Here is a 20,031-nt window from a genome sequence, read left to right as displayed (position 1 = left end):
TGGCTATTTCTCGCTCGCACTTGAAAGCTGCCTAACGGACCGAGCAAGTTGGTGAGCCGCGCAACCACCGCCCAACAAGCTTGCTCGTCGACCGAGCGGCTCGAAATAGACACGAGCTGGCACGTGAACCCAAAATGGCTGAACATTGGGCATCCAAAGGAGACTGCAATGACAACCCAGCACTCACCGTCAGACGGCAGCTTTAAAAATCTGATCGATGAACAACTGAAGCTGTCCCCGGTCAAACTAGGCTCTTCGCTTCACCTGGGCCGCGCCGCAAAAGCGGCTTCGAAAGATGTCGCTGCAGCACAGAACTTCGCTGCCATGACTGATTCGTTCACCGATCCTGTATTGGCAAAGCTGGAACAGCTCGTCCCAGAGCGATTTGATTTCGGGCCATTTCGAGCTCGAAGAGACGTTTAAGGCACAAAACGCGCCGGGCTGCTCGATGTCCCGCGCCATTGCGCGAAGGTCGAGCTCCTTGTCGTTCAGAGCATTGCAGGATGCACCTGCAGGCTCACCCCGTGCAGTCGTCGGCCGGGTACTCCCTGAGCTTTCGGCTTGAGTCACTCAACGAATTGAGGCAATAACGCTTCTTCTTGAGCCTCAAGACGGAGCGCGTTTGGCAGCGCGACTACGCCAACCACGCTGAGTCCCTGACGGACATCGCCGACTACATCGTTGGCTTCTACAACAGCGTGCGACTGCATTCCAAACTGGGCAACTTGCCACCCAATGCCTTCGGGCAGCAATCGGCAATCAAACAACTTATCGCTGTGTCCGAAAAAACTTGTCCAGCGCAAAACACTGTCCGCGTCCCCTGAAACAGGTGGCCGCGGTGGGCTGAAATTCGCACTGCGACTCGGGCATCGGTGCCCGAGTCGTTGGGAATCATAGTTTTGGCTCTCCAGTTTGCGTCGAGACGATAGAGCCTGCGCCATGCGCTAGCATCCCGGCTGAAATTTGGACCGAAAAGACTCTTTGTGACTAGACAACTCAACGACAAAGTTGCGGTCCGCTGCAAACCGAAATCGTGGTACCTAAAGACTCCGTAAAGAGGCTTTGTCGGCCTACAGTAAATTCTTCGTAGTATTTATTCTTATGAAGATCGCCGATGCCATTATCCATGCCGTATCCAAGCCATGTTGATGTTGAAAGAGCGAGTTTATTGCGTTGAAAGAGCGAGATTTTATGCGTAAATAGCGAAAGCGGTCATTTGGCTTTGTGATGCATAAACTGACTAGAGGGCGCTTCTATACAGTACCCAATCTTTTCGAATGCACCTAACCAATCTGCTTCGAAGGACGTGTGCAGCCCCTTTCAACTAAAAACATGAGTCAAGCAAGCTTACGCAGAGACAAACAACTACTCGAAGACCTACGATCAATTAAAGCGGGCGCTATAGCGTCTGGTATCACTGAGCTGATAAGAAGCACAGAAACGATCAATCAACTTGAGTATAAACTGCAACGCAAGAACTCATGGCACTCAGATTTACTAGATCGGGTCACTCCGAGAGTTCCTGAGCGTGAATTTCCGCATTTGGTTGATGGGACTCTATTCTTACCGCGGGCCGCTGAAGGCAACGTGCCGATGCTACGGGCGTCACTTCAAAGAATGTTTCCAGCGTATTACCCCGAACGACCGTGGCTACAGCGGTTTGTCGCTGATGTGGATATTGGCGGTGAAAGCTATGAACTGCGAGTTTCAGGTAACGGTCTAAGCGTTGAAGAAGCAGACGTGCTGATGGCAGCTTTGTCCCTGGCTGATGGCCGCAGCGAGACAGTTATAAGCGTATCGACATGGCAAATCTTGCGCATGCTTGGCCGCTCCTTTAACAGCCAGAGTGCGCAGTCGCTACAGGACCAGTTTAAACGACTGACAGCCCATCACTTCATCTGTCTAAACGCCCGAGATTTAAAGAATAGTGGGAGATGGAGCATTCTCCGGGACTGCAGAACGGGAGGCAATTCAAAGCCGTATGAAATGCATTTTGTAGTCGACAACCGGTTCGCTCAGATGTTTGTGAACGGCTTTAAAGCATGGGGGCCTGTCGACATGATTATGAGAGCCAAGATCGACGGGAGAGCAAAGCTGGCAAGGTGGCTATTTCTATATTTATGCGGCTATCCCCAGCATCATTCTCGTGATGTAGCGCAACTTCTGGAATTTTCAAATGCATCGAAGACCAGTTTTTCGGGTTATCGTCGCGAACTAATAAATGCATGTTCGAAGTTAGAGAACATTGGATTCTTGAAACAAGGATCTTCGCGCTTTGAAAAGCAGGGGCGGAGCTCATTTATTCTCCACACTCAAAAAATACTGTACTCGCCTAGATTTTTACAAAAACACAATGGCGACGTCAAAATTCTCTCCGCCGATGCAGACTGGCCGAGTGTTTCGTTAGAGTGAAAAGTGATGCAACTAGGGCGAAGCTGTAGGGGCGTCGACTAGATTTCAACCGTTGAAAATTGGTGAAGGCATTTGACGAAAGCTAACTGCAGCGGGCACTTTCAACTGTTGAAAGTGCGTTGGCTGGAAGTGCATCTAAATAGGCTGCGGAAGCAGTCGAAGGGCGTCCAGCCCGGAGAGGCCAGGCTTCGCCTGGCCCCGTCGACCGGGAGGGGGCGCCGTGAGGGTGGCGAGACGACAGTCGAGACCCTCTGATCCGCGAACGCGGGTCAGAGCAAGAGCTGGCCGCCCTAGCGGACAGAGCGCAGCCGAAATGGGGGAGCGCCTGAGCTCCCCGCCGCCTTGGCCGCAGGGCCGAGGCTAACCGCCGTTTTTAGTGCCTGCCGCAGAGCGGCGGGACACGTCACCGAAGAGAGGCCCGAATGGGGCTCTGGAGGTGAAAAAGGGCGGTTAGCCTCGGCACGAAGTGCCGCGGCGGCGCGGGGATAGGGGGTGAGGCCGTGCAGGCCGAATTTTGCGGCCGCCCCTAGGCGGTTTAAGCAAAAGTACCCCCGGAGATGTAGCACAGCAGCTCGAATTCGGTGTTGTATCCGGTGTTGTGGGCTATCAACACCGGATAACAAATCAAGAGGGCTGATATCGAGCTATCTCAAATGGAGATAGCCCTCGAAGGCTGGCGAAAACTGGCTCTCTATCAGTCATTGAATATGTGTATCGCGCGACTTCTTTACTCGAACAAATCCATAATGGAAGACGAATATCGAGCTCGGGCGGCGCATTTGTCAGTTTTGAATAAAATCGACGTAAAAAAATTCGGATTGGCGCGGATTTTTTATAGCCATTTTCAACTTCGACGGGATAGTAAACGGGCCTGCAGCCCTGTCGAGTAAATTTGAAAACGCAGTCAGGAATTTTGCCGAGCTCTACCCGAAGAAACTGTATGACGGCTTGAATGTCAGCTGGCAAATAGCGATGCTGTAGCTGAAATTCGTTGTAAAACTCGCTGCCACTGCATGACCGCGCGAGTAGATACGCGCCGAAGCAGGTCCCCAGTGAACGATGCAGTGCAAGAACACCCGCAGTCGCGCTGTCATATCCGTCTGTTGCTTGGTCAGCACCAAGAGACCGTGCGACATCACGTCCAGCTCTTGTCAGAACGAACGTGAATCCGCTCAGAGGATTTGGACGACGAATTATAAGTTTGTCTCGTTCTAGAGTAACTAGAACACGTCGAGTTTGCTCAGCTGCAGTAGCGACGGATGAGGGCACGGGGAATAGGAATCCCGCTATTTCTATCAGGCGCTGAGGACCGTAGTTGCCGAGAAGCCTTAGGGCCGACTGACGTCGCTCAATGTGAACGAGGTTAGATTGAGACATGAAGCAAAAAAGAAGGAGTTGCTGATAAAAACGTATAGCAACTCAACACAAATGCCCAATGAACCAAAAGGGTCAGGGTGATCGAGCGGATAAACCCAGGTTGAGACTGACGAAGTCTGGCAAAAAGTCTGGCGAAGACTGGTAATCCTACTTAATTGTAGTAATTTGTAGATTCTTGCGGAAGCTGGCAATTTCTGGAAATTGCTATCTATACATATAGTGAGAGCAGGAGAGCATCACATCTACCAACCAACACCAAGGTATTAAAAATGACAAAAAATCTTAACTTGCCAAAGCGCTGCACTCGTGAAAGCGTCAACAACGCACTACGCGCACAATCTATCAATCTGCATATTTTCGAAGACAACTGCAATGATTGGCGATTCGCTGTTGGCTCAGAAAATCTTGAAGGTTCAGGTTACTCAGTAACGTTAGTCTCTAGCTATGACAGTCCGCGAACTGCGCGAGGCGCAGCGTTGTACATAGCTGCGAATCTTTCTTCTTTAGCGAGAAAAGCTGCAGCTTACGAGATCGCTATCTTCGAAAAATAAAAATAAAAGTAAAAACAGAAACCGACGAAGCCCGCTGATGCGGGCATTTTTACGCTTGGAACTTAAATTGTAAAAATTTATAAATTCATGCAAAAGCATGTGATTTCTGGAAATTGCTACCTATACATGACATGAGGGCGAAAAACTAAGCCGTCATAAACACCAACCAACCAACCAATGAAGGAATTTTAGAATGCAAAACAAGATAGACATCGTAGAGCACATTGCAGACGAGCTGGAAGCAGATTTTATCTGCGACTATTCCGGACGAGGAATGTACGGTGAAAAATGTGTCGCGATATCAATAGACAGCGACGAAATATACGAGGCGGTACAGCTAGCAACGCTGTGGGGAATAAAAGAAATTGGAAAAATTGATTCTATGGGACGAGGCGTTGTAATTTATTGGCCTGATCTGGAAGCCGAAAAAATGGTAGCTTTAAAATGAGTACCTATGCACAACGAATCGAGGTTGAGTTATTCGGGCGTCCGCTTGAGCAGATCGCAGATTACTGCCAAGAATACTGCTCTTCGGAATTGCAGAAAATCAGCTTAGAAAACGAAGAGTGGGAGTACTTTATTTTTACTGACAAATCTGCAGTTGCAATTAACTGGTCACGATATGAAATGCAGATCAAATCTCGCGCAGAGGTGGCAGACGACATGCGAAATAGCCAGTTAAATATGCAAAATATCAATGAGCAAAGGCTGATTCCTGTGGATCTTATGCCCGCTGCTGATCTTCGAGAAAGACTGTTGAAAAAAATCAGCTCGATTGACGCCGTGCTAAATGAATCCTGGAAATGGACTGGCCGAACACGAGAAATAGTTATGCGAGTAGACCGCGGTGATATAAATCTTGCGCGGGTAACGTATCCGTCAAACAGCGGACGTAGACCAACAGGGATTGTGGGCATGAAAACAGGCGGTAGAAAATACAACGCGTGTTTGCAGTTACTGGCGCAGCTACAGTCAAATACAGTACTCTACAATTGACTGCAAAGCACTATGAAAAGAATAGAGCCCGTCTTGCGCGGGTTTTTTTACGCCTAAATTTTAAATTGTAACAGTTTGTAAATTCTGGTGAACACTGGCAATTTCTGGAAGTTGTTATCTATACGTATCGTGGAAGCGAAAAAATGCTTTCATGAAAATTTAACTAACAAAGGAAATTAAAATGGCTGCACAAACTTACATCACAAATGAACACGGCTTAAACATTAAGATAAACCAACTCGGGTTGAAGTCACTACACGTGCAACGTATCGCAAGCGAAATAGCAGAGCTACTGCAAGGAACAAAGTTCGACGTGAGAAGCAGGCTAAGTACGGAATTCATGGAAAATCATGCATACGCGGCTATAGACCTAGATACTGACATTACAGATGCAGCGGAACTAGCCAGATTTCTTGGTTCTGTAGCTGAAATTAAAGGCGTGGAAGAACTTTCTGTTTATATCGCAGACGCATATGACACACACACAAGAGTTATATGGATGGGTGAAACTTTTGAAGTTTCGACTGAGCTGTCAAATGAAATAAAAATAGAACGCTCCAGAAACTCGGAAGCAAAATTCAACGACCTGCAAAGTAAAACAAGACAGCTTAGGCTAGAAGTAGATAAAGCGATGGAAGAATCAAGGAAAGTGCTCAAGTAACTCGATATGACTGACTAGCCAAAGGAAGTAAAATTAATACCAATTTACGTCACCGTCGTGAGAAGCTAGAACTGAAACTAATCGGTAAGTTGCGCACATTAGCGTCAAATTGGTGAGCGACTCAGGTGCTTTCCTCGGCGTGCTTGAGCCGTTGTTGGGGTAGTGGGGCGGTCTATTTAGACGAGCTTGACCTGATCAAGATGATGAGTGTGGTATCGTCTTTCTGATCTTATTCAACATCTTCTAGCGGGCAATCAGCATGGGAAAGGACAGCTTGGCCGTACCAATGGATGTGCCGCAGGCACAGCGCGAACGCCTTGCGTTTCTTGAATTGCGCGCTTTCTTTGCGGGTGAGCTGCGGCGAGGGGACATCGAAGCTCGTTTTGGCGTGAAGCCCGCGGCTGCTTCACGGGACTTGAGCTCTTATCGCGATATCGCCCCGGCCAATCTTGATTACGACGTGGCTGGGCGGTGTTATCGGCCGTCCGATTCCTTTAGTCCGGTATTCCCTTTTTCGACAGAACGAGTCCTGGCCTGGCTGTTGCAAGGCTTTGGTGATGGCCTCGATCTAAAGCTGCGCCAAACAGCGCCGTGTGAAGGGCCGGGTCAACTGATAAAGCCGAACTTGGATGTGCTTGCCACCATCACCCGAGCCTTGGTTGCTAAGAAGGCAGTACGAGTCAACTATTTATCCCTGTCTTCCGGCGAAACATGTCGCGATCTGGTGCCGGTTGCGTTGGCAGACAACGGGCTTCGCTGGCACATCCGAGCGTTCGACCGTGACAAGGCTCGATTTGGCGATTTCGTACTCACGCGGCTGACAAAGGCTCAGCTGATCGAAAGCGAAGTGCAGCAGCATGAGCAGTTGAGCGCCGACGAACAATGGGCTCGGATCGTGGACCTAGAGTTGGTCCCGCACCCGAACATCTCATGGCCCAGTGCCGTCGAGGCAGACTACGGCATGGTTGAGGGTGTTTTGCGTATCAAGGCAAGGGCCGCCCTTGTCGGCTATGTTTTGCGGCGCTGGTCTGTTGAGTTTGGTAAAGCGGATGTACTCGCCCGTGCCAAGGGCACTTCGGTGGACCATGTTCGCGAAGCAGGCGTCGTCGAAGCTGGATCGGGGAAAGTGAGGCTGTTGAAGCCCGCGGAGTATGACTCCGTATGGTCGCCTGAGAACGACAACAACACGCCCGTTTGGGAAGCGCTGCATCAGTTGATTCGCGCGCTGCGAAGCAGCGGCGAGTCCGTCGCGGGCGCGTTGCTCGCGGGCATGCCACAAAGGGCTGAGCCAATTCGCAACTTGGGATATCGGCTTTACACCCTTTGCGAGCGCAAGGGCTGGGCCGAGGACGCGCGAGCTTACAACGAGCTGATTACCTCTTGGACAGGCATCGAAGCTGCGTCGCATGAGAAGGGCCACTACGGCTCGCAAATGTCTATCGAGGAATAAGGGAGAAAAACAATGAGTCTGAAACCTTGGCGCGAAATCGCCGTCCCCCACGAAGATGTCTTGAAGGGCACCTTCCAACAAGCCGAGTTCGCCGCCGATATTTCCAAGGTGCATCAAGGCATCGCGACCGACGAGTATCAGGACGCGGCCTTGTTCTTTCAGCGGACCTTCATCACCGAAGGCATGCGCCTCTTGCTCGACTCCGTCGTCAAGCGGCTGGCGGGCAAGGGCGGCGACCCGGTCGTGCAGTTGCAGACCGCTTTCGGTGGCGGCAAGACCCACACGCTGTTGGCCGTCTACCACCTCGCCAAGGGGGCGACACCCGCAAGCAATATGCAGGGCATTCCTCCGATCTTGGATGCAGCGGGCATCACCGAACTGCCTAGGGCGCGCGTGGCAGTGCTCGATGGTGTGGACTTGCTGGACCTCGCGAGCAAGCCGCGTGTGTATGGCAAGACCACCGTCAAAACGATTTGGGGCGAGATGGCTTGGCAGTTGGGGGGAGAGGCCGCCTTCGCGAAGCTTTCGGAAGCTGACCGCGACGGGACGGCTCCGGGAAAAAGCGTGCTGGCCGACATCATTGGCGGCAGCGCGCCTTGCATCATCCTGATGGACGAGTTGGTCCGTTATGTGTCGCAGTTCGAGGAGGGCAAGACACTCTCGGGCGGCACCTATGACACGCAGCTCTCGTTCATCCAGTCGCTCACTGAAGCCTTGAAGGGCGTGCCCAACGCGATCCTGTTGGCCTCGCTGCCGTTCTCTGACAGGGAGGCAGGCAGCCAGCAGGGCGTGAAAGCTTTGCGGGCCTTGGAGCACTACTTCGGCCGCGTGCAGGCCCTTTGGAAGCCTGTGGCAACGGAAGAGGCCTTTGAGATTGTCCGTAGGCGCTTGTTTGCCAATGTGTCAGACAGGCTTGCCGCCGAGGAGGTGTGCCGGGCCTACGCTGACTACTACACAGCCAACGCGGGCGACTTTCCGCCCGAGGTCCAAGAGGCCGGCTACTTGGAGCGGCTTAAACACGCTTAACGTCACTTCTTGCGTGGAAGTCCATCGTCGATGACGTGAAGGAAGGGCGAATCAATCTCGACGGGCATCAGACGAAGCAAGCATCGAAGAGCCTTGAAATTGCCAATGAGGCTTTGGGGCGGATGGTGCGCGAGACCTTCAAGTGGTTGCTGGCGCCCTTGCAGGAGGCTAAACCCGGCAAGGGCATTGGCGAGCTTCAGTGGGACCATTTCCAGATCAATCCGACTGCTGTGAACCGCACCGAGGAGATTGAGAGGGTACTCAAGGAACATGAGCTCCTGATCACCGAGTGGGCACCGATCCATTTGACCAAGATGCTGCAAACGTGGTTCTGGAAGGACGACGCGACGGCGGTCGGTGCCTTGGAAACGTGGCAGAAAACCTGCTGCTACCTCTATCTGCCGAGGCTGCGCGAAGCCGATAATTTGAGAGCCACCATTGCCGCAGGCGCGGCCTCCCGCGACTTCTTTGGCATTGCTTACGGGCGCGAGGAAGGCCGATTCCAAGGTTTCAATTTTGCGCAGAGCACGACCCCGATTCTTGATGATGCATTGCTGCTGATCGAGCCCAGAGCTGCGGCAGCGTTTGCAGCCAAGCTTGCGGAGGAGGCTGCGGAGCGAGCGGCAGCGACCAAGGAGAAGGAGGCGGGAAGCACAGGCGCCGGAGGCGAGTCCAAGGGCGAAACCACAGGCGGAACTTCTACGACCTCGACCGGCACGGGTGGGGGATCAGGAGGCTCGGGCGGTGGCGGTGCGACTGGTTCCGAATCGGGTACAGGTACGGGTTCGGGTGGCGGCGCAGCATCGGCCAAAAAGACGATGTTCTTTGGCTCCGTGGAGCTCGATCCTGTCAGAGCCAAGTTGCAGTTTTCGGATGTTGCCGAGGAGGTGCTCATGCTGTTCACCCAGAAGCCTGGTGTGAAAGTGCGAATCTCCGTCGAGATCGAGGCCGAGTCACCAAATGGCTTCGACGATGGTGTCCAGCGGGCCGCGCGTGAGAACTGCGATCAGTTGAAGTTCAAGAACCGGGCGTTCGAGGACTGAGCGGGCTAGGGCGTTAGGTCACCGCTTTGGGGCAAAACGCAATTGTTTGGGTTAGTGATTACCCCGTACCTAAACTAGTTTTGCTTACGTGGCCTGCAGCAAATGACGCGATGGCTGAAAGTTGGCGCAGAAAAAAAAGGCGCACTGGGTGCGCCCTTTAAATAGTTAACGAAGCGTGGCTTCTAAATCGGTGTCACTCAGTTGATCGAGTCCCACGCGCAGAAGCAAACGATAAATGTTCGAAAGCAACCTAGGCGGCGCACCGTTTGCAGTGCGGGAGCACCCTTTGAAAGCTTCGTACATGCATAGTTCTGCTGCCCGCAAACTTGGATCAATAGCATCGCCCGAGAACGGTCGAGGCATAGACCAAGTTGGATCGTTCCGCATATCAAGTGCGCGAATTCGCTCCGCGACAAGATACTGCTCATCTGGCGCTAGCCAATCGATTGGCCGAATGGTCCCTGAAAGCATCATCACGATGACAGGCGGTAGTTGCAGCAATTGGGCTGCAGACTGCACAAAGTCCATGCCGACATTCTCAACTCGCTTGATTCCGCTGCTGAGCTGATGAAGGTATCCGGGCGTAACGCCAAGCTCCGCAGCGATTTGTTCAATCGTCCGACCCTCGCGCCGAGCGGCGTCTCGGATCAATCTGATCAAAAGCGGCGCGCTCTGTGTAGAAGTGGGCTCTGTACTGCTGTTGCAAATGTGCGAATCTTTCATTGCTAGCATTCTTTGTCCTATTAAAAACCGGAAACCGGCTTTTTGTATAGACAATAAATTTGGCTGACGTTGAAAAAATCGGAGAATTTTTGGTGTTGGCGTTTGTTGTAGCTGTTACCCAAGCCCTTGTATCGAGGTCAACTCCCAATGCAACAGGTGCGAATGACGGCATTCCGGGCAGCGTCGGCGTAGTCCCTGGACTCAAGTTCAACGACGGCATGCTTTACGTCGGTGCCACTCGTGTTTCTCTTCTGACATCTTTATGTGGTTTACTTGAGCGCAATCAATCACGGAGAAAAAATTGGCTTCCAGAAACGGTAACTACACGGCCTTCTATGTTGCAGAGCCGTTCAATCCCAGTTCGTTGGGTGCGCATGCGACGAGAGACTTTTGCTACTACAACACCTTGCGTATGTGGAAAGGGGCAGATACTTCGTTTCCATTCGCTGACTCGCACGCCACTACATACAGTGTTCGCGATGGCAGTGATTGGGAGACAACGTTAAAGCCTAGGCTTCGGGAGCGGCTTCGCAATTCGAAGAACATCGTGCTCGTTCTTAGCTCGACAACTGCAAACTCAAGAGCCGTAAGGGAGGAGATCGACTATGGCATCAACGACCAAGGGTTGCCCGTGATAGTGATCTACCCAGAATATGACTCCAAAGAAAGTCTTCTTGCCAATGGATCATTAAAGCAGCCAGTTAAGAGTCTATGGGACAGGCTTCCAATATTTCGTGACTCTATGAGCAAGGTTCCTACGCTGCATGTCCCAATGGTAAAGGTGGCAATCAGAGATGCACTCAGTAATACCGGCTTCATGATTGCCACAAAGTGCAATCCTGACTATTACTGGTATAAGACATAATGGCAATTAAATCTGTAGGAGGAAATGGATGTCAAAAGTTGGTTTTCTAGATAAGCGTATTGGAAAGCTATTTCTCCAGATGACATCTGTCATCAGCGGAGCTGTCTCCCTTACTGTAATTTTCTTTGATATCCCTCCCACGTATAAGCCTTGGGCTGCGCTTACGCTTCTGGGTGTGCTCGCGTTTTGCTATATCGGAATATGGGTCTGGTCGAATCGGCTAAATAGCATCAGTATCAATGTGGAAGGCAGTGATGTTCTAGTAACGGTTGGGGATATTTTTCAACAGGAGGGATTGAAAGTCATAGCGTTCAATGAATACTTTGATACCCGGGTTGATAATAAAATTATCAGCGACCGATCCATCAACGGTATCTTCATAACAAAGCATCTTGACGTGCCTGTTGAGGATTTGGATAAGCACATAGATAGCTACGGCTTCAATGTTGATGAGCCCATTGAAGAGAATTTATCCAGACAGCAGGGCAAGAAGAAGAAATATCGGCTCGGCACCATCTGCGTCTACAAAGATTTTTTGCTGACGGCGTTCTCGAAGTTCGACGACCAAAACCGGGCATTTCTTACGATGCCCGAGTATTTGGAATTTATGATAAATTTTTGGGATCGAGTGAACAGCGTCTACGCGTTAAAGAGTGTTTCGACAGCAGTGTTTGGTTCTGGGATCACCCGAATAAAGGGTCACAGAAACATATCTGACGAGGACCTGCTTAAGATAATGCTCTGGACCTTCAGAATTAGCGAAATGCGATTTAAGCATCCGGCAAAACTGACCATAGTTATTCATAAAGATAAGATTGATCAGATAAATTTACTGGATATTAAGGCTGTAAAGAATGGCGTTTAGTTTCATTCCTGTCAGGATGTCTGAGGTTTAAAAAATAGCCATGAGTCAAAAATTCAATTGGAGTGACCCACGAAAAGATCGGAGCCCAGGATTTCCGAATCCTGACTCCCGAAGTTATTCAAAACTCGCGGGGGCTTCTAAAGTGCCAACCTCCATACGCGGATTTAAGAAACGAATTTTGCGAATTGATGAAGCCACTGGTGCGCCGGTAGTTGACTTGATTCCCGACCGAGCGCTAGGTGCGCTAGGTGTTACATGGATGGCCCAGCGCCTTAAGGCGCACTATGCCAATGACCCGCCACCAGAGGCAGATGCGAGTTTTTTAGCTGAAGCGGAGGGGGATCCTGTTCGATTCATCGGGAATGAGAGACTTTTGACTTGGTTTGGTGCCGCACTTTGCCGAAACCCTACGATGGCAGGGGAGCAGCGAAAGAGGTTCCAGATTCAGGTTGACCAGTTGCAAAACTCAAACACAGGAAGTTAGCAAAATGATGCTAAGAACCCAGCAGATGCTGCGCCTTGTAACTGTCGGCCCCAAGTAGCTTTCGTAGTCGGCAGCAGAATTTTGGTAACGGTCTGAGGGCGCCGCTGCCCGGATTCCCGGTCTGCGTCACTTCCACCATGCGCTAAGACGGGATTTGCTTCGTAAGCTAGGCTAGGTGGATTTTGGGGTGCTGCCGCCTAGAGAGTTGGGGCTGCTGGCCGACACAGCCGCCTCCCAGTCGTCCCATGTTGACTCCGTCACCTCCAAGCCCCGAATGGCTGGTGCTCGCCGCAGAAGCAGCGAAGTGGTGGCATTCATAAAGCGTGCAAGGACAGCATGTGCACTGCTAGCAATGGTCAACTGTTGATCTGAAGGTGTGTGCATGATTGACTCCTTTGATGCAAGAAGTTTCGGCGTCAGTCGCGCTGCTATCTATCCACCAAAGGAGGTCCTACTTTTTGGGGGAGATGTGCACTGTGATCCGCTGAACTGAACCAAGGATGCTCGTCTCCACGAAAAACTAAGCATCTATCTACGCCGCCTGGCCAGAGTTCTGATTCCGACTCGGCGTGCAGGTGCATGAACGGCGGCCCTCCGGAATTTTTTGGTAACCAGAGCGCGTTTAACGGTTAAACGCGGCCGGCCTACCCAGTTCCGAGCAAATCTCCTTTCTGAGTGCGTCCAACAGCAGGCCCCTCATGGGGCAGGACGGGCAGCCTCAGGCATATGTGTTGCGAGGGAGCAACGGGCAGGCTATTTGAGAGAATTTCCTGAACTGACGGAGGTGAGGGACGGAGTGGCTGTGTCAATTTTGACAAAACACTGTCAATTTTATCGGGTTCAAACGGATCAAAATGAATCTTAAGTGATTGATTTGTAATGAATCTCGTAGTCATTTTTGTCAACGGTGGCGGACTTAAAATCCGCCGACCTCACGGTCGTACGGGTTCAAGTCCCGTCCTGGGCACCAGCAGCGCAAATGCGTATCAGGTGAAGGCCGCCAACAAACGCTCCAGCGCCACCGTGAATGGCGTTTGCATCAGCGGCAGGGTGGCGACCATGCCGATCAGGCCGATGCTCACCGTCAGCGGGAAGCCGACCGAGAACACGCCGATTTGCGGCGCGACGCGCGAGATCACACCCAGCACCAGGTTCACGAACATCAACATCGTGATCAAGGGCAGGGCAATCCAAAGGCCGATGCGGAAGATCTCCGCGCCCCAGACCTGGGGTGTTGCCACGCGCAGGAAGTGGAAGGGCTCGTCGCCAACGGGGAAAGCGTGGAAACTCTGGATCAAGGCATTGATCAGCAGCAAATGGCCGTTGATCGCAATGAACAGAAAGGCCACCATGCTGCCAAAGAAACGGGCGCTGGCGGTGCCCTGGCTGCCGGTCGCGGGATCAAAGAAGCCGGCGTAGTTGAGGCCCATTTGCAAGCCGATCAACTCGCCGGCGAATTCCAGCGACGCAAACACCAGACGTACGGCAAAGCCCATGGACAGCCCGATCAGCATTTGCTGCGCCAACAGAAGCAGCAGCATAGGCAGGGAGTCCAGGGGGGCCAATGGCATCGGCGGCAAGGAGGGCTGGGCGGCCAGTGATATGAACAAGGCCAAGCCTACCTTGACTCGAGCCGGGACATTGCGCTGGCTGAAGATGGGCATGCCGGCGAACAGGGCCAGCGTCCGTATGAAAGGCCAAAGCAGCGGATTCAACCATTCCAGCAGCTGTGCCTCCGTGACGGAGAACATCAGCTGACCACTTGCGGGATGGTCTTCAGCGTTCGCTGGATGTATTCGACCAGGGTGGTCACCATCCAGGGGCCGGTGATGGACAGCACCACTACGGCCGCTACCACTTTGGGCACAAAGCTCAGGGTCGACTCATTGATTTGCGTCGCGGCTTGAAACACGCTGACCAGCACGCCCACGGCCAGCACGGTCAGCAGAACCGGTGCCGCCACCAGCATGAGGATGTAGAGGCCTTGCTGGCCGAAGGTGAAGACTTGTTGTGCGTCCATGAGGGGTTCCGATACCTTCAGGTGACAAAGGAGGCCGCCAGCGAGCCCAGCAACAGGTTCCAACCGTCCGCCAGCACAAATAGCATGAGCTTGAAGGGCAGAGCGACCAGCACCGGGGACAGCATCATCATGCCCAGACTCATCAGCACGCTGCTGACGATCATGTCGATGACCAGAAAGGGGATGAAAATCAGAAAGGCAATCTGAAACGCACTCTTCAGTTCACTGGTGACGAAGGCGGGTACCAGCACTTTGAAAGGAACGTCCTCGGCTTTGACGCTTTCATCGAGCTTGGCCAGGCGCGCGAACAGCGAGACATCGGCCTGGCGCGTTTGCTTCAGCATGAAGCTGCGCATGGGCGGTTCGGCCTTCTTCAGCGCTTCTTCAAAAGGCATCTGACCGGCGCTGTAGGGCTGCCAGGCCTCGGCATAGACCTTGTCCAAGGTCGGACTCATCACAAAGAAGGTCAGGAACAAAGACAGTCCGACGATCACCTGATTGGGTGGCGCCGCCTGGGTGCCCAGAGCCTGGCGCATCAAGGACAGGACGATGACGATGCGGGTGAAGCCGGTCATCATCAGCAGCACTGCTGGCAGGAAACCCAGCGCCGTGAAGAAAAGCAAGGTCTGGATTGGGACCGAGAAACTACCCCCACTGGCACCTTGGCCCAGCAGCAGCGGGATGGTGGCCGGCGGGGTGCTCGGCTGTGCCCAGGCGGAGCCAAGCCAGAGCAAGCTGCCAGCCAGCCAAGCGGCACGTGCGAGCCTGGCTTCAGTTTGCATTGCGGCCTCCCTCGCTGCTCGCTGGGCTTGCCTGCTGTCCGCGCAGGCGTGCGCCCAGTTGCTGTGCAAAACTGCCGTTAGCAAGCGAATGCAGACCGGTCGCGCTGGGGGCTTCAGCCTGTGGCGGCATCACATGCAGGGTGCTGATCTGTTGCCCGGTCACGCCGAGTACCAGCCAACGCCGGTCTTCACCTTGACCGACTTCTACGGTCAGCAGACGCTGATTCGGTGCGATGGGCAGGTGTGCGACCAGGCGCATCACGCCCTGGGTCTGGCTGCCGGCGCCGCCCAGTGGCGTGCGCTTGAGCAGCCATAGGGCCAGGGGGATCAGGCACAGAATGGCCAGAAACCAGAGCAAGGGCAGCAGAGGCGAAGAGTTCATGGCCCTGATTGTGGGCCAAGGCAGGGCGCGGATGCGCCCCGAAGTGCCGGGTCTTGCCCCGGGAACTCAGGCTTTCGAGAGGCGCCGCATGCGCTCGGATGGTGTGACGATGTCGGTCAGGCGGATGCCGAACTTGTCGTTCACCACCACCACCTCTCCTTGTGCGATCAAGTAACCGTTCACCAGCACGTCCATAGGCTCACCGGCCAGAGCATCGAGCTCCACCACCGAGCCTTGCGCCAGTTGCAGGATGTTTTTGATTGGAATGCGGGTGCGGCCCAGTTCCACGGTCAGCTGGACGGGAATGTCCAGGATCATGTTGATGTCGCCGCTGGGCAGATTGCTCGGCGTGGGCGAGAAATTGGCGAAGCTGGCCGGCGCGACCTGCTCGCTGGGCGCTGACACTTCTTCGGCGACTTCAGCCGGTTTGGACTCCGCCAGGGCGGCCGCCCATTCAGCGGCCATGGCGTCTTGTTCGTCGGTCGATGGGGTATCAGGTGACATTGCGTGCTCCCAGCCAACCCTGGTCAGGGCTGGTCAGCATTTCTTCCACTTTGATCGCGTACTTGCCGTTCGAGGTGCCGTAGTGGCAGTCGTAGATGGGCACGCCGTCGATCTTGGCCTTGATCATGGTTTCCAGGTCCAGCTCGATAAAGTCGCCGGGCTTGAAGGCCAGCAGTTGTTCCACGGTCGCCGGCGCCGTACCCAGCTCGGCCACCAGCTCCACCTGTGCGGCCTGGATTTGGTGCTTGAGCAGATTGACCCAGCGACGGTCGGGCTCGGTTGAATCGCCCACCGTGGTCGAGTACAGCACGTCGCGAATCGGCTCCAGCGTCGCGTAGGGGATGCAGAAGTAGACCGTACCGCTGGTCTCGCCGATTTCTAGTGTGAACGAGGTGGAGACCACGATCTCGCTCGGCGTGGCGATGTTGGCGAACTGGGGCTGCATCTCCGAGCGTTGGTACTCCAGCTCCAGCGGATAGATGCCTTTCCAGGCCTTGTGGTACTCGGCCGTGATGACCTCGACCAGACGCAGGATCACACGTTGCTCGGTGGCCGAGAAATCCCGGCCTTCGATGCGTGCGTGGAACTTGCCGATGCCGCCGAACAAGGAGTCGATGACGGCGAACACCAAGGTCGGATCACAGACGATCAGCCCGGAGCCACGCAGCGGCTTGACCGAGACGATGTTGAAGTTGGTGGGCACCACGATCTCGCGCAGGAAGGCGCTGTACTTCTGCACTTTGATGCCGCCGATGGCCACTTCCGGGCTCTTGCGGATGAAGTTGAACAGGCCGACGCGGATGTTGCGCGCGAAGCGTTCGTTGATGATTTCCATCGTGGGCATTCGCCCACGGACGATCCGTTCCTGGCTGGCCAGGTTGTAGTCGCGTATGCCGCCTACCTGCTCCTCTTCGGCGTCGAGCTTTTGGCTCTCGCCGGTGATGCCCTGCAACAGGGCATCAACTTCGTCTTGAGAGAGGATTTGTTGATTCATGGCGAATCACCGATGTGCTTCAACAGCGGGCTCACTGGACGATGAAGGTGGAGAACAAGACCTGGGTGATGGGGCTGACCACGGCCGGCTTTTTCTTCTTCTTTTTCTTCTTGGGCGCGGGGTCTTCCTCGTGTTCGTCCTCGTCGTCAAGTTCGATCCCCATGGGCCGCACCGATTCGCGCAGCACTTCCTTGGCCAGCTTTTCCTTGCCCTCGCGGGTTAGCAATTCCACCGAGGTCTTGTGTGACAGCACCATCAACACATTGCTTCGGATGGCTGGCAAGTAGGCCTTGATCTGGTCAGCGGTGTGAGCGTCCAACACCTCCAAGGTGATGCCAACTTGTGCAAAGCGGTCCACATCCTTGTCCGAGAGATTGACCGTGAACGGGTCGAGCGGCACAAACACCGGCGGCGTGCCGGGCTTAGGCGGAGCATGGGCCGGTGCTTCCTGGTGGGCGGCTGCGGCGTCGCCGCCTTCCTCGTCATCGGCTGGAGGCTTCTTTTTCATCAAGAGCAGGGCTGCGCCACCGCCGCCCAGAACCAGCACGAGCACGGCCGCGATGATGATGATCAACTTCTTGTTGCCACCCCCCTTGGGGGCCTCGGCGGGTGCAGCGGCTGGTGTAGCCATAGGGACTCCTGTGTTCTTCAGCGTCCCATTGCTCACGTGATCGCGGGCATTGCGAAAACGTTCGCCATTGGGTACGAATTGAAGCTGATTATTGACGCCACGCCTGCAGCCTCAAGGGAAGAAAAGGCGGACCGGCGCTCGTCATTTCGGTGCTGGGTTATGGTCACGTTTCATGCGTACAAATCAAGCACGCCCTGGCTGCGACGTGCTGAAGTTGTGACCCCGGCCAGGCTGGCGGATGCGTCATTCAGCGTGATGGACCGCGCCGACTTGGCGCGGCTGGCCTCGTCCTTACCGCCGGCCTGCTCTTGGCCCGATCGGCCGCGCGCTTGTTCAAACACGCCGCCGCCGCTCAGTGTCAGCCCAGCGTCGCGCAGCGCTGCAGCCAAGTCAGGCAGCCCTTGTTCCAGGACCTGGCGTGTCTCGGCATGTTCGGCATGGAAGGAAATTTGGGCCTGTTGGCCTTCGAGCACGATCTGAATGGCCACCGGTCCCATTTCGGCCGGGTTCAGGTGCAGCTGAGCCTCTTGTACGCCGTCGGCGGCCAGCACACTGAGTCGGGCACCCAACTCAGGCGCGAAACTGGCTTCGTGCAGGCCTTGCGTCATACTGAAAGTCGTCGGTTCGCCGGCATTTCTGCTGGTCGATTCAAAACGGTCGAGACCATGGCTTGTGTCCGCTGCGCTTGTCGTACCCGCGGGCACTGAAGCCGTCAGCGCACCGCGAAGCTCTTGCGCAAAGCTGCTCACTGCTTCGCTGCCGCTCAGCTGACCTGGCGCTGCTGTGCTGAAGGCGGGCGACTCGGCGACTGCCGATGAGGGTTCGGCGCGGCCGCGTTCCGAGCCCGCGCTGCGATCGAGACGTCCCAGCTCAAGCGAACGTGAAGCCTTTGGCCCGCTTGCAGATTCACCAATCGGTGACGCACGCGAGGCGGGAGTCAGAGGCTCGCCTGGCCCGGTCGCCGGGGTCAGCGTGGTCGCGGCCTGGCGATTCAGTTGCAGTGGCCCTGGGGGCTGGGCTGACGGGTCTGCATCTCCTTCAGGCGCATCACCGGCCTCGGTTTCAGTTCTGACGACCGCGCCAGTCTGCAGGGCCGCCAACGCCACCGAGGCATCGGCTGAGTCTTGCGAGCGCGCGCGGCGCTCGGGCTTGCCACCAGCAAGAGGATGGTCGCTAGGCTCCATGTGCCCGCCGGTTTCTTGGGCTCTAGGGCGCAGCTGAGCGAAGTCTAGAACCTGCGAGGTATTCAGCTGCGTGTCTTCTGTCGGGCAGACCGGCTGGTCTTCCTCGGCCACCTGACCTTCAACGGCCGCCCCTGTGGCACCAGGCGCATGGGATGGATTCTGCAGGCTCGCCGCGGCTGGCTTGCCGCCCTCGGCTTTCGCATTTTGCGCCTGATCGTTGGCTCTGGCCTGGATTCGGCGGGTCTGCAGCCGGGCATCCTGGGTCATCTTGTCTTCTTGCTTCGTCGCAGGGCTCGGAGCGGCAGCGTCCTTGCGTGCAGAAACCGAGCCGGGCTGTGATGAGCCCGAGTTCGATGGGGCGGCATGGGGCGTTGGAGCCGCTGTTGGCTCGCTCTGCTTGTATTCGCTGAGCATGCGTTTGAAATGCAGCGCGGTGTCATCGGCGCCGAGCAAAGCGGGCTGAGCCTGGCGCGCGGTGGCCGAAGCGGCGCGCAGGACTTCAGCGCTGCCGCTGCCGGAGTTGCCGCCGCGCAAGAGCTGATTTTGCAGTGGGGTGTTCATGTGGGTCTTCCAGCAGGCCTCAGGCACTCAGGCGCATGAAGGGATTGCCGCCTGCATAGGCGCTGCGCGAGGCTTGTTCATCGGTGGCCTTTTGGTCCTGGCGCTGGGCGGAGCGGCTGATCTCCAGGCGGCGGCGCTCCAGCAGCTTGCGCACCGAAGCGACGCGCATCTCCAAGCCTTGCAGGCGCTCGCGAGCCGTGACCACGCGCTGGTCGGCGAACTGGGCCAGATTGCTCTGGCTGGTGATGGCTTCGTTGAGGCGGCCGCCGAAACTCTGGTAGCAGGCGACGATGTCCATGGTGCCCTGGCGGGCGAACTGCTGGCTCCAGCGCAGCTGGTAGTCGCTGCGGTACTGGGCCAGATCGCCATGCTGCGCGCGCGCTTTGTCGGCGCGGGCCTGGGCTTCCTGGAACTGACGCAAGCCTTCGTCACGCTCGGCTTCGGCGCGTTCGAGCAGGATGCTCAACACTTGGAGATTGCTTGAACTGCTCATGAAGCGATCCTCGGTAAGTCAAAGTGG

General features: G+C 55.0%; 21 protein-coding genes and 1 tRNA gene. 12 read left to right on the top strand and 10 right to left on the bottom strand.

Going from position 1 to position 20,031, the window contains the following annotated elements:
- Window positions 1-168 precede the first annotated feature (168 nt).
- From LNV23_RS22805 to LNV23_RS22765, 9 genes are all read left to right on the top strand, one after another.
- On the top strand, window positions 169-423 hold the full coding sequence (locus tag LNV23_RS22805; protein WP_263565079.1) for a hypothetical protein: 255 nt from the start codon (window positions 169-171) through the stop codon (window positions 421-423).
- 176 nt (window positions 424-599) lie between these two features.
- The gene (locus LNV23_RS22800; protein ID WP_411910623.1) at window positions 600-824 is read left to right on the top strand and encodes an IS3 family transposase; all 225 of its coding nucleotides are present in this window, start codon (window positions 600-602) and stop codon (window positions 822-824) included.
- Between the two features lie 508 nt (window positions 825-1,332).
- On the top strand, window positions 1,333-2,412 hold the full coding sequence (locus LNV23_RS22795; protein ID WP_263565078.1) for a hypothetical protein: 1,080 nt from the start codon (window positions 1,333-1,335) through the stop codon (window positions 2,410-2,412).
- Window positions 2,413-4,533: 2,121 nt separating this feature from the next.
- On the top strand, window positions 4,534-4,788 hold the full coding sequence (locus LNV23_RS22790; RefSeq protein WP_263565077.1) for a hypothetical protein: 255 nt from the start codon (window positions 4,534-4,536) through the stop codon (window positions 4,786-4,788).
- The gene (locus LNV23_RS22785; protein WP_263565076.1) at window positions 4,785-5,336 is read left to right on the top strand and encodes a hypothetical protein; all 552 of its coding nucleotides are present in this window, start codon (window positions 4,785-4,787) and stop codon (window positions 5,334-5,336) included. The genes LNV23_RS22790 and LNV23_RS22785 overlap by 4 nt, the downstream gene beginning before the upstream one ends.
- Before the next feature lie 181 nt (window positions 5,337-5,517).
- On the top strand, window positions 5,518-5,997 hold the full coding sequence (locus LNV23_RS22780) for a hypothetical protein (protein WP_263565075.1): 480 nt from the start codon (window positions 5,518-5,520) through the stop codon (window positions 5,995-5,997).
- 259 nt (window positions 5,998-6,256) lie between these two features.
- Window positions 6,257-7,447 carry a DUF8807 domain-containing protein gene (locus LNV23_RS22775; protein WP_263565074.1) on the top strand — a complete coding sequence of 397 codons (1,191 nt, stop codon included), beginning with the start codon at window positions 6,257-6,259 and terminating at the stop codon, window positions 7,445-7,447.
- A 12-nt stretch (window positions 7,448-7,459) separates the two neighbouring features.
- Window positions 7,460-8,473, top strand: coding sequence for a DUF499 family protein (locus tag LNV23_RS22770; RefSeq protein WP_263565073.1), 1,014 nt, complete (start codon window positions 7,460-7,462; stop codon window positions 8,471-8,473).
- Between the two features lie 35 nt (window positions 8,474-8,508).
- Window positions 8,509-9,516 carry a hypothetical protein gene (locus tag LNV23_RS22765; RefSeq protein WP_263565072.1) on the top strand — a complete coding sequence of 336 codons (1,008 nt, stop codon included), beginning with the start codon at window positions 8,509-8,511 and terminating at the stop codon, window positions 9,514-9,516.
- A gap of 165 nt (window positions 9,517-9,681) precedes the next feature.
- On the opposite strand, the gene LNV23_RS22760 is transcribed toward LNV23_RS22765, so the two are convergent.
- Window positions 9,682-10,248, bottom strand: a complete 567-nt coding sequence (locus LNV23_RS22760; RefSeq protein ID WP_263565071.1) for a hypothetical protein — start codon at window positions 10,246-10,248, stop codon at window positions 9,682-9,684.
- Window positions 10,249-10,651: 403 nt separating this feature from the next.
- On the opposite strand from LNV23_RS22760, the gene LNV23_RS22755 reads away from it, so the two are divergent.
- From LNV23_RS22755 to LNV23_RS22745, 3 genes are all read left to right on the top strand, one after another.
- Complete coding sequence (locus LNV23_RS22755; protein WP_263565103.1) at window positions 10,652-11,104, top strand: TIR domain-containing protein; 453 nt, start codon at window positions 10,652-10,654, stop codon at window positions 11,102-11,104.
- 28 nt (window positions 11,105-11,132) lie between these two features.
- Window positions 11,133-11,969, top strand: coding sequence for a macro domain-containing protein (locus LNV23_RS22750; protein WP_263565070.1), 837 nt, complete (start codon window positions 11,133-11,135; stop codon window positions 11,967-11,969).
- A gap of 1,372 nt (window positions 11,970-13,341) precedes the next feature.
- Window positions 13,342-13,423 (top strand) — tRNA-Leu (locus tag LNV23_RS22745).
- 16 nt (window positions 13,424-13,439) lie between these two features.
- On the opposite strand, the gene fliR is transcribed toward LNV23_RS22745, so the two are convergent.
- The 9 genes from fliR to LNV23_RS22700 form a co-directional block, all read right to left on the bottom strand.
- A complete protein-coding gene (gene fliR / locus LNV23_RS22740) occupies window positions 13,440-14,204 on the bottom strand; it encodes a flagellar biosynthetic protein FliR (protein ID WP_263565069.1) in 765 nt (254 codons plus the stop codon).
- Window positions 14,204-14,473 carry a flagellar biosynthesis protein FliQ gene (gene fliQ, locus LNV23_RS22735; protein WP_263565068.1) on the bottom strand — a complete coding sequence of 90 codons (270 nt, stop codon included), beginning with the start codon at window positions 14,471-14,473 and terminating at the stop codon, window positions 14,204-14,206. The genes fliR and fliQ overlap by 1 nt, the downstream gene beginning before the upstream one ends.
- 17 nt (window positions 14,474-14,490) lie before the next feature.
- A complete protein-coding gene (gene fliP / locus LNV23_RS22730; protein ID WP_263565067.1) occupies window positions 14,491-15,255 on the bottom strand; it encodes a flagellar type III secretion system pore protein FliP in 765 nt (254 codons plus the stop codon).
- Window positions 15,245-15,637 (bottom strand): FliO/MopB family protein, encoded by a 393-nt coding sequence (locus LNV23_RS22725; RefSeq protein WP_263565066.1) that lies wholly within the window; start codon window positions 15,635-15,637, stop codon window positions 15,245-15,247. The genes fliP and LNV23_RS22725 overlap by 11 nt, the downstream gene beginning before the upstream one ends.
- 66 nt (window positions 15,638-15,703) lie before the next feature.
- Complete coding sequence (gene fliN, locus LNV23_RS22720) at window positions 15,704-16,141, bottom strand: flagellar motor switch protein FliN (protein WP_263520511.1); 438 nt, start codon at window positions 16,139-16,141, stop codon at window positions 15,704-15,706.
- On the bottom strand, window positions 16,131-17,135 hold the full coding sequence (gene fliM, locus LNV23_RS22715) for a flagellar motor switch protein FliM (RefSeq protein WP_263520512.1): 1,005 nt from the start codon (window positions 17,133-17,135) through the stop codon (window positions 16,131-16,133). The genes fliN and fliM overlap by 11 nt, the downstream gene beginning before the upstream one ends.
- Window positions 17,136-17,166: 31 nt before the next feature.
- Entirely contained in the window at window positions 17,167-17,766 is a 600-nt protein-coding gene (locus LNV23_RS22710; protein ID WP_263565065.1) for a flagellar basal body-associated FliL family protein, read from the bottom strand.
- Window positions 17,767-17,936: 170 nt separating this feature from the next.
- Window positions 17,937-19,511, bottom strand: a complete 1,575-nt coding sequence (locus LNV23_RS22705; RefSeq protein ID WP_263565064.1) for a flagellar hook-length control protein FliK — start codon at window positions 19,509-19,511, stop codon at window positions 17,937-17,939.
- Window positions 19,512-19,530: 19 nt separating this feature from the next.
- Window positions 19,531-20,004, bottom strand: coding sequence for a flagellar export protein FliJ (locus tag LNV23_RS22700; RefSeq protein WP_263520515.1), 474 nt, complete (start codon window positions 20,002-20,004; stop codon window positions 19,531-19,533).
- Window positions 20,005-20,031 lie beyond the last annotated feature (27 nt).

Source organism: Kinneretia sp. DJ1R-11, from assembly GCF_025717595.1.
Lineage (GTDB): Bacteria > Pseudomonadota > Gammaproteobacteria > Burkholderiales > Burkholderiaceae_C > Paucibacter_A.
This window is presented reverse-complemented; position numbering and strand designations above follow the sequence as displayed.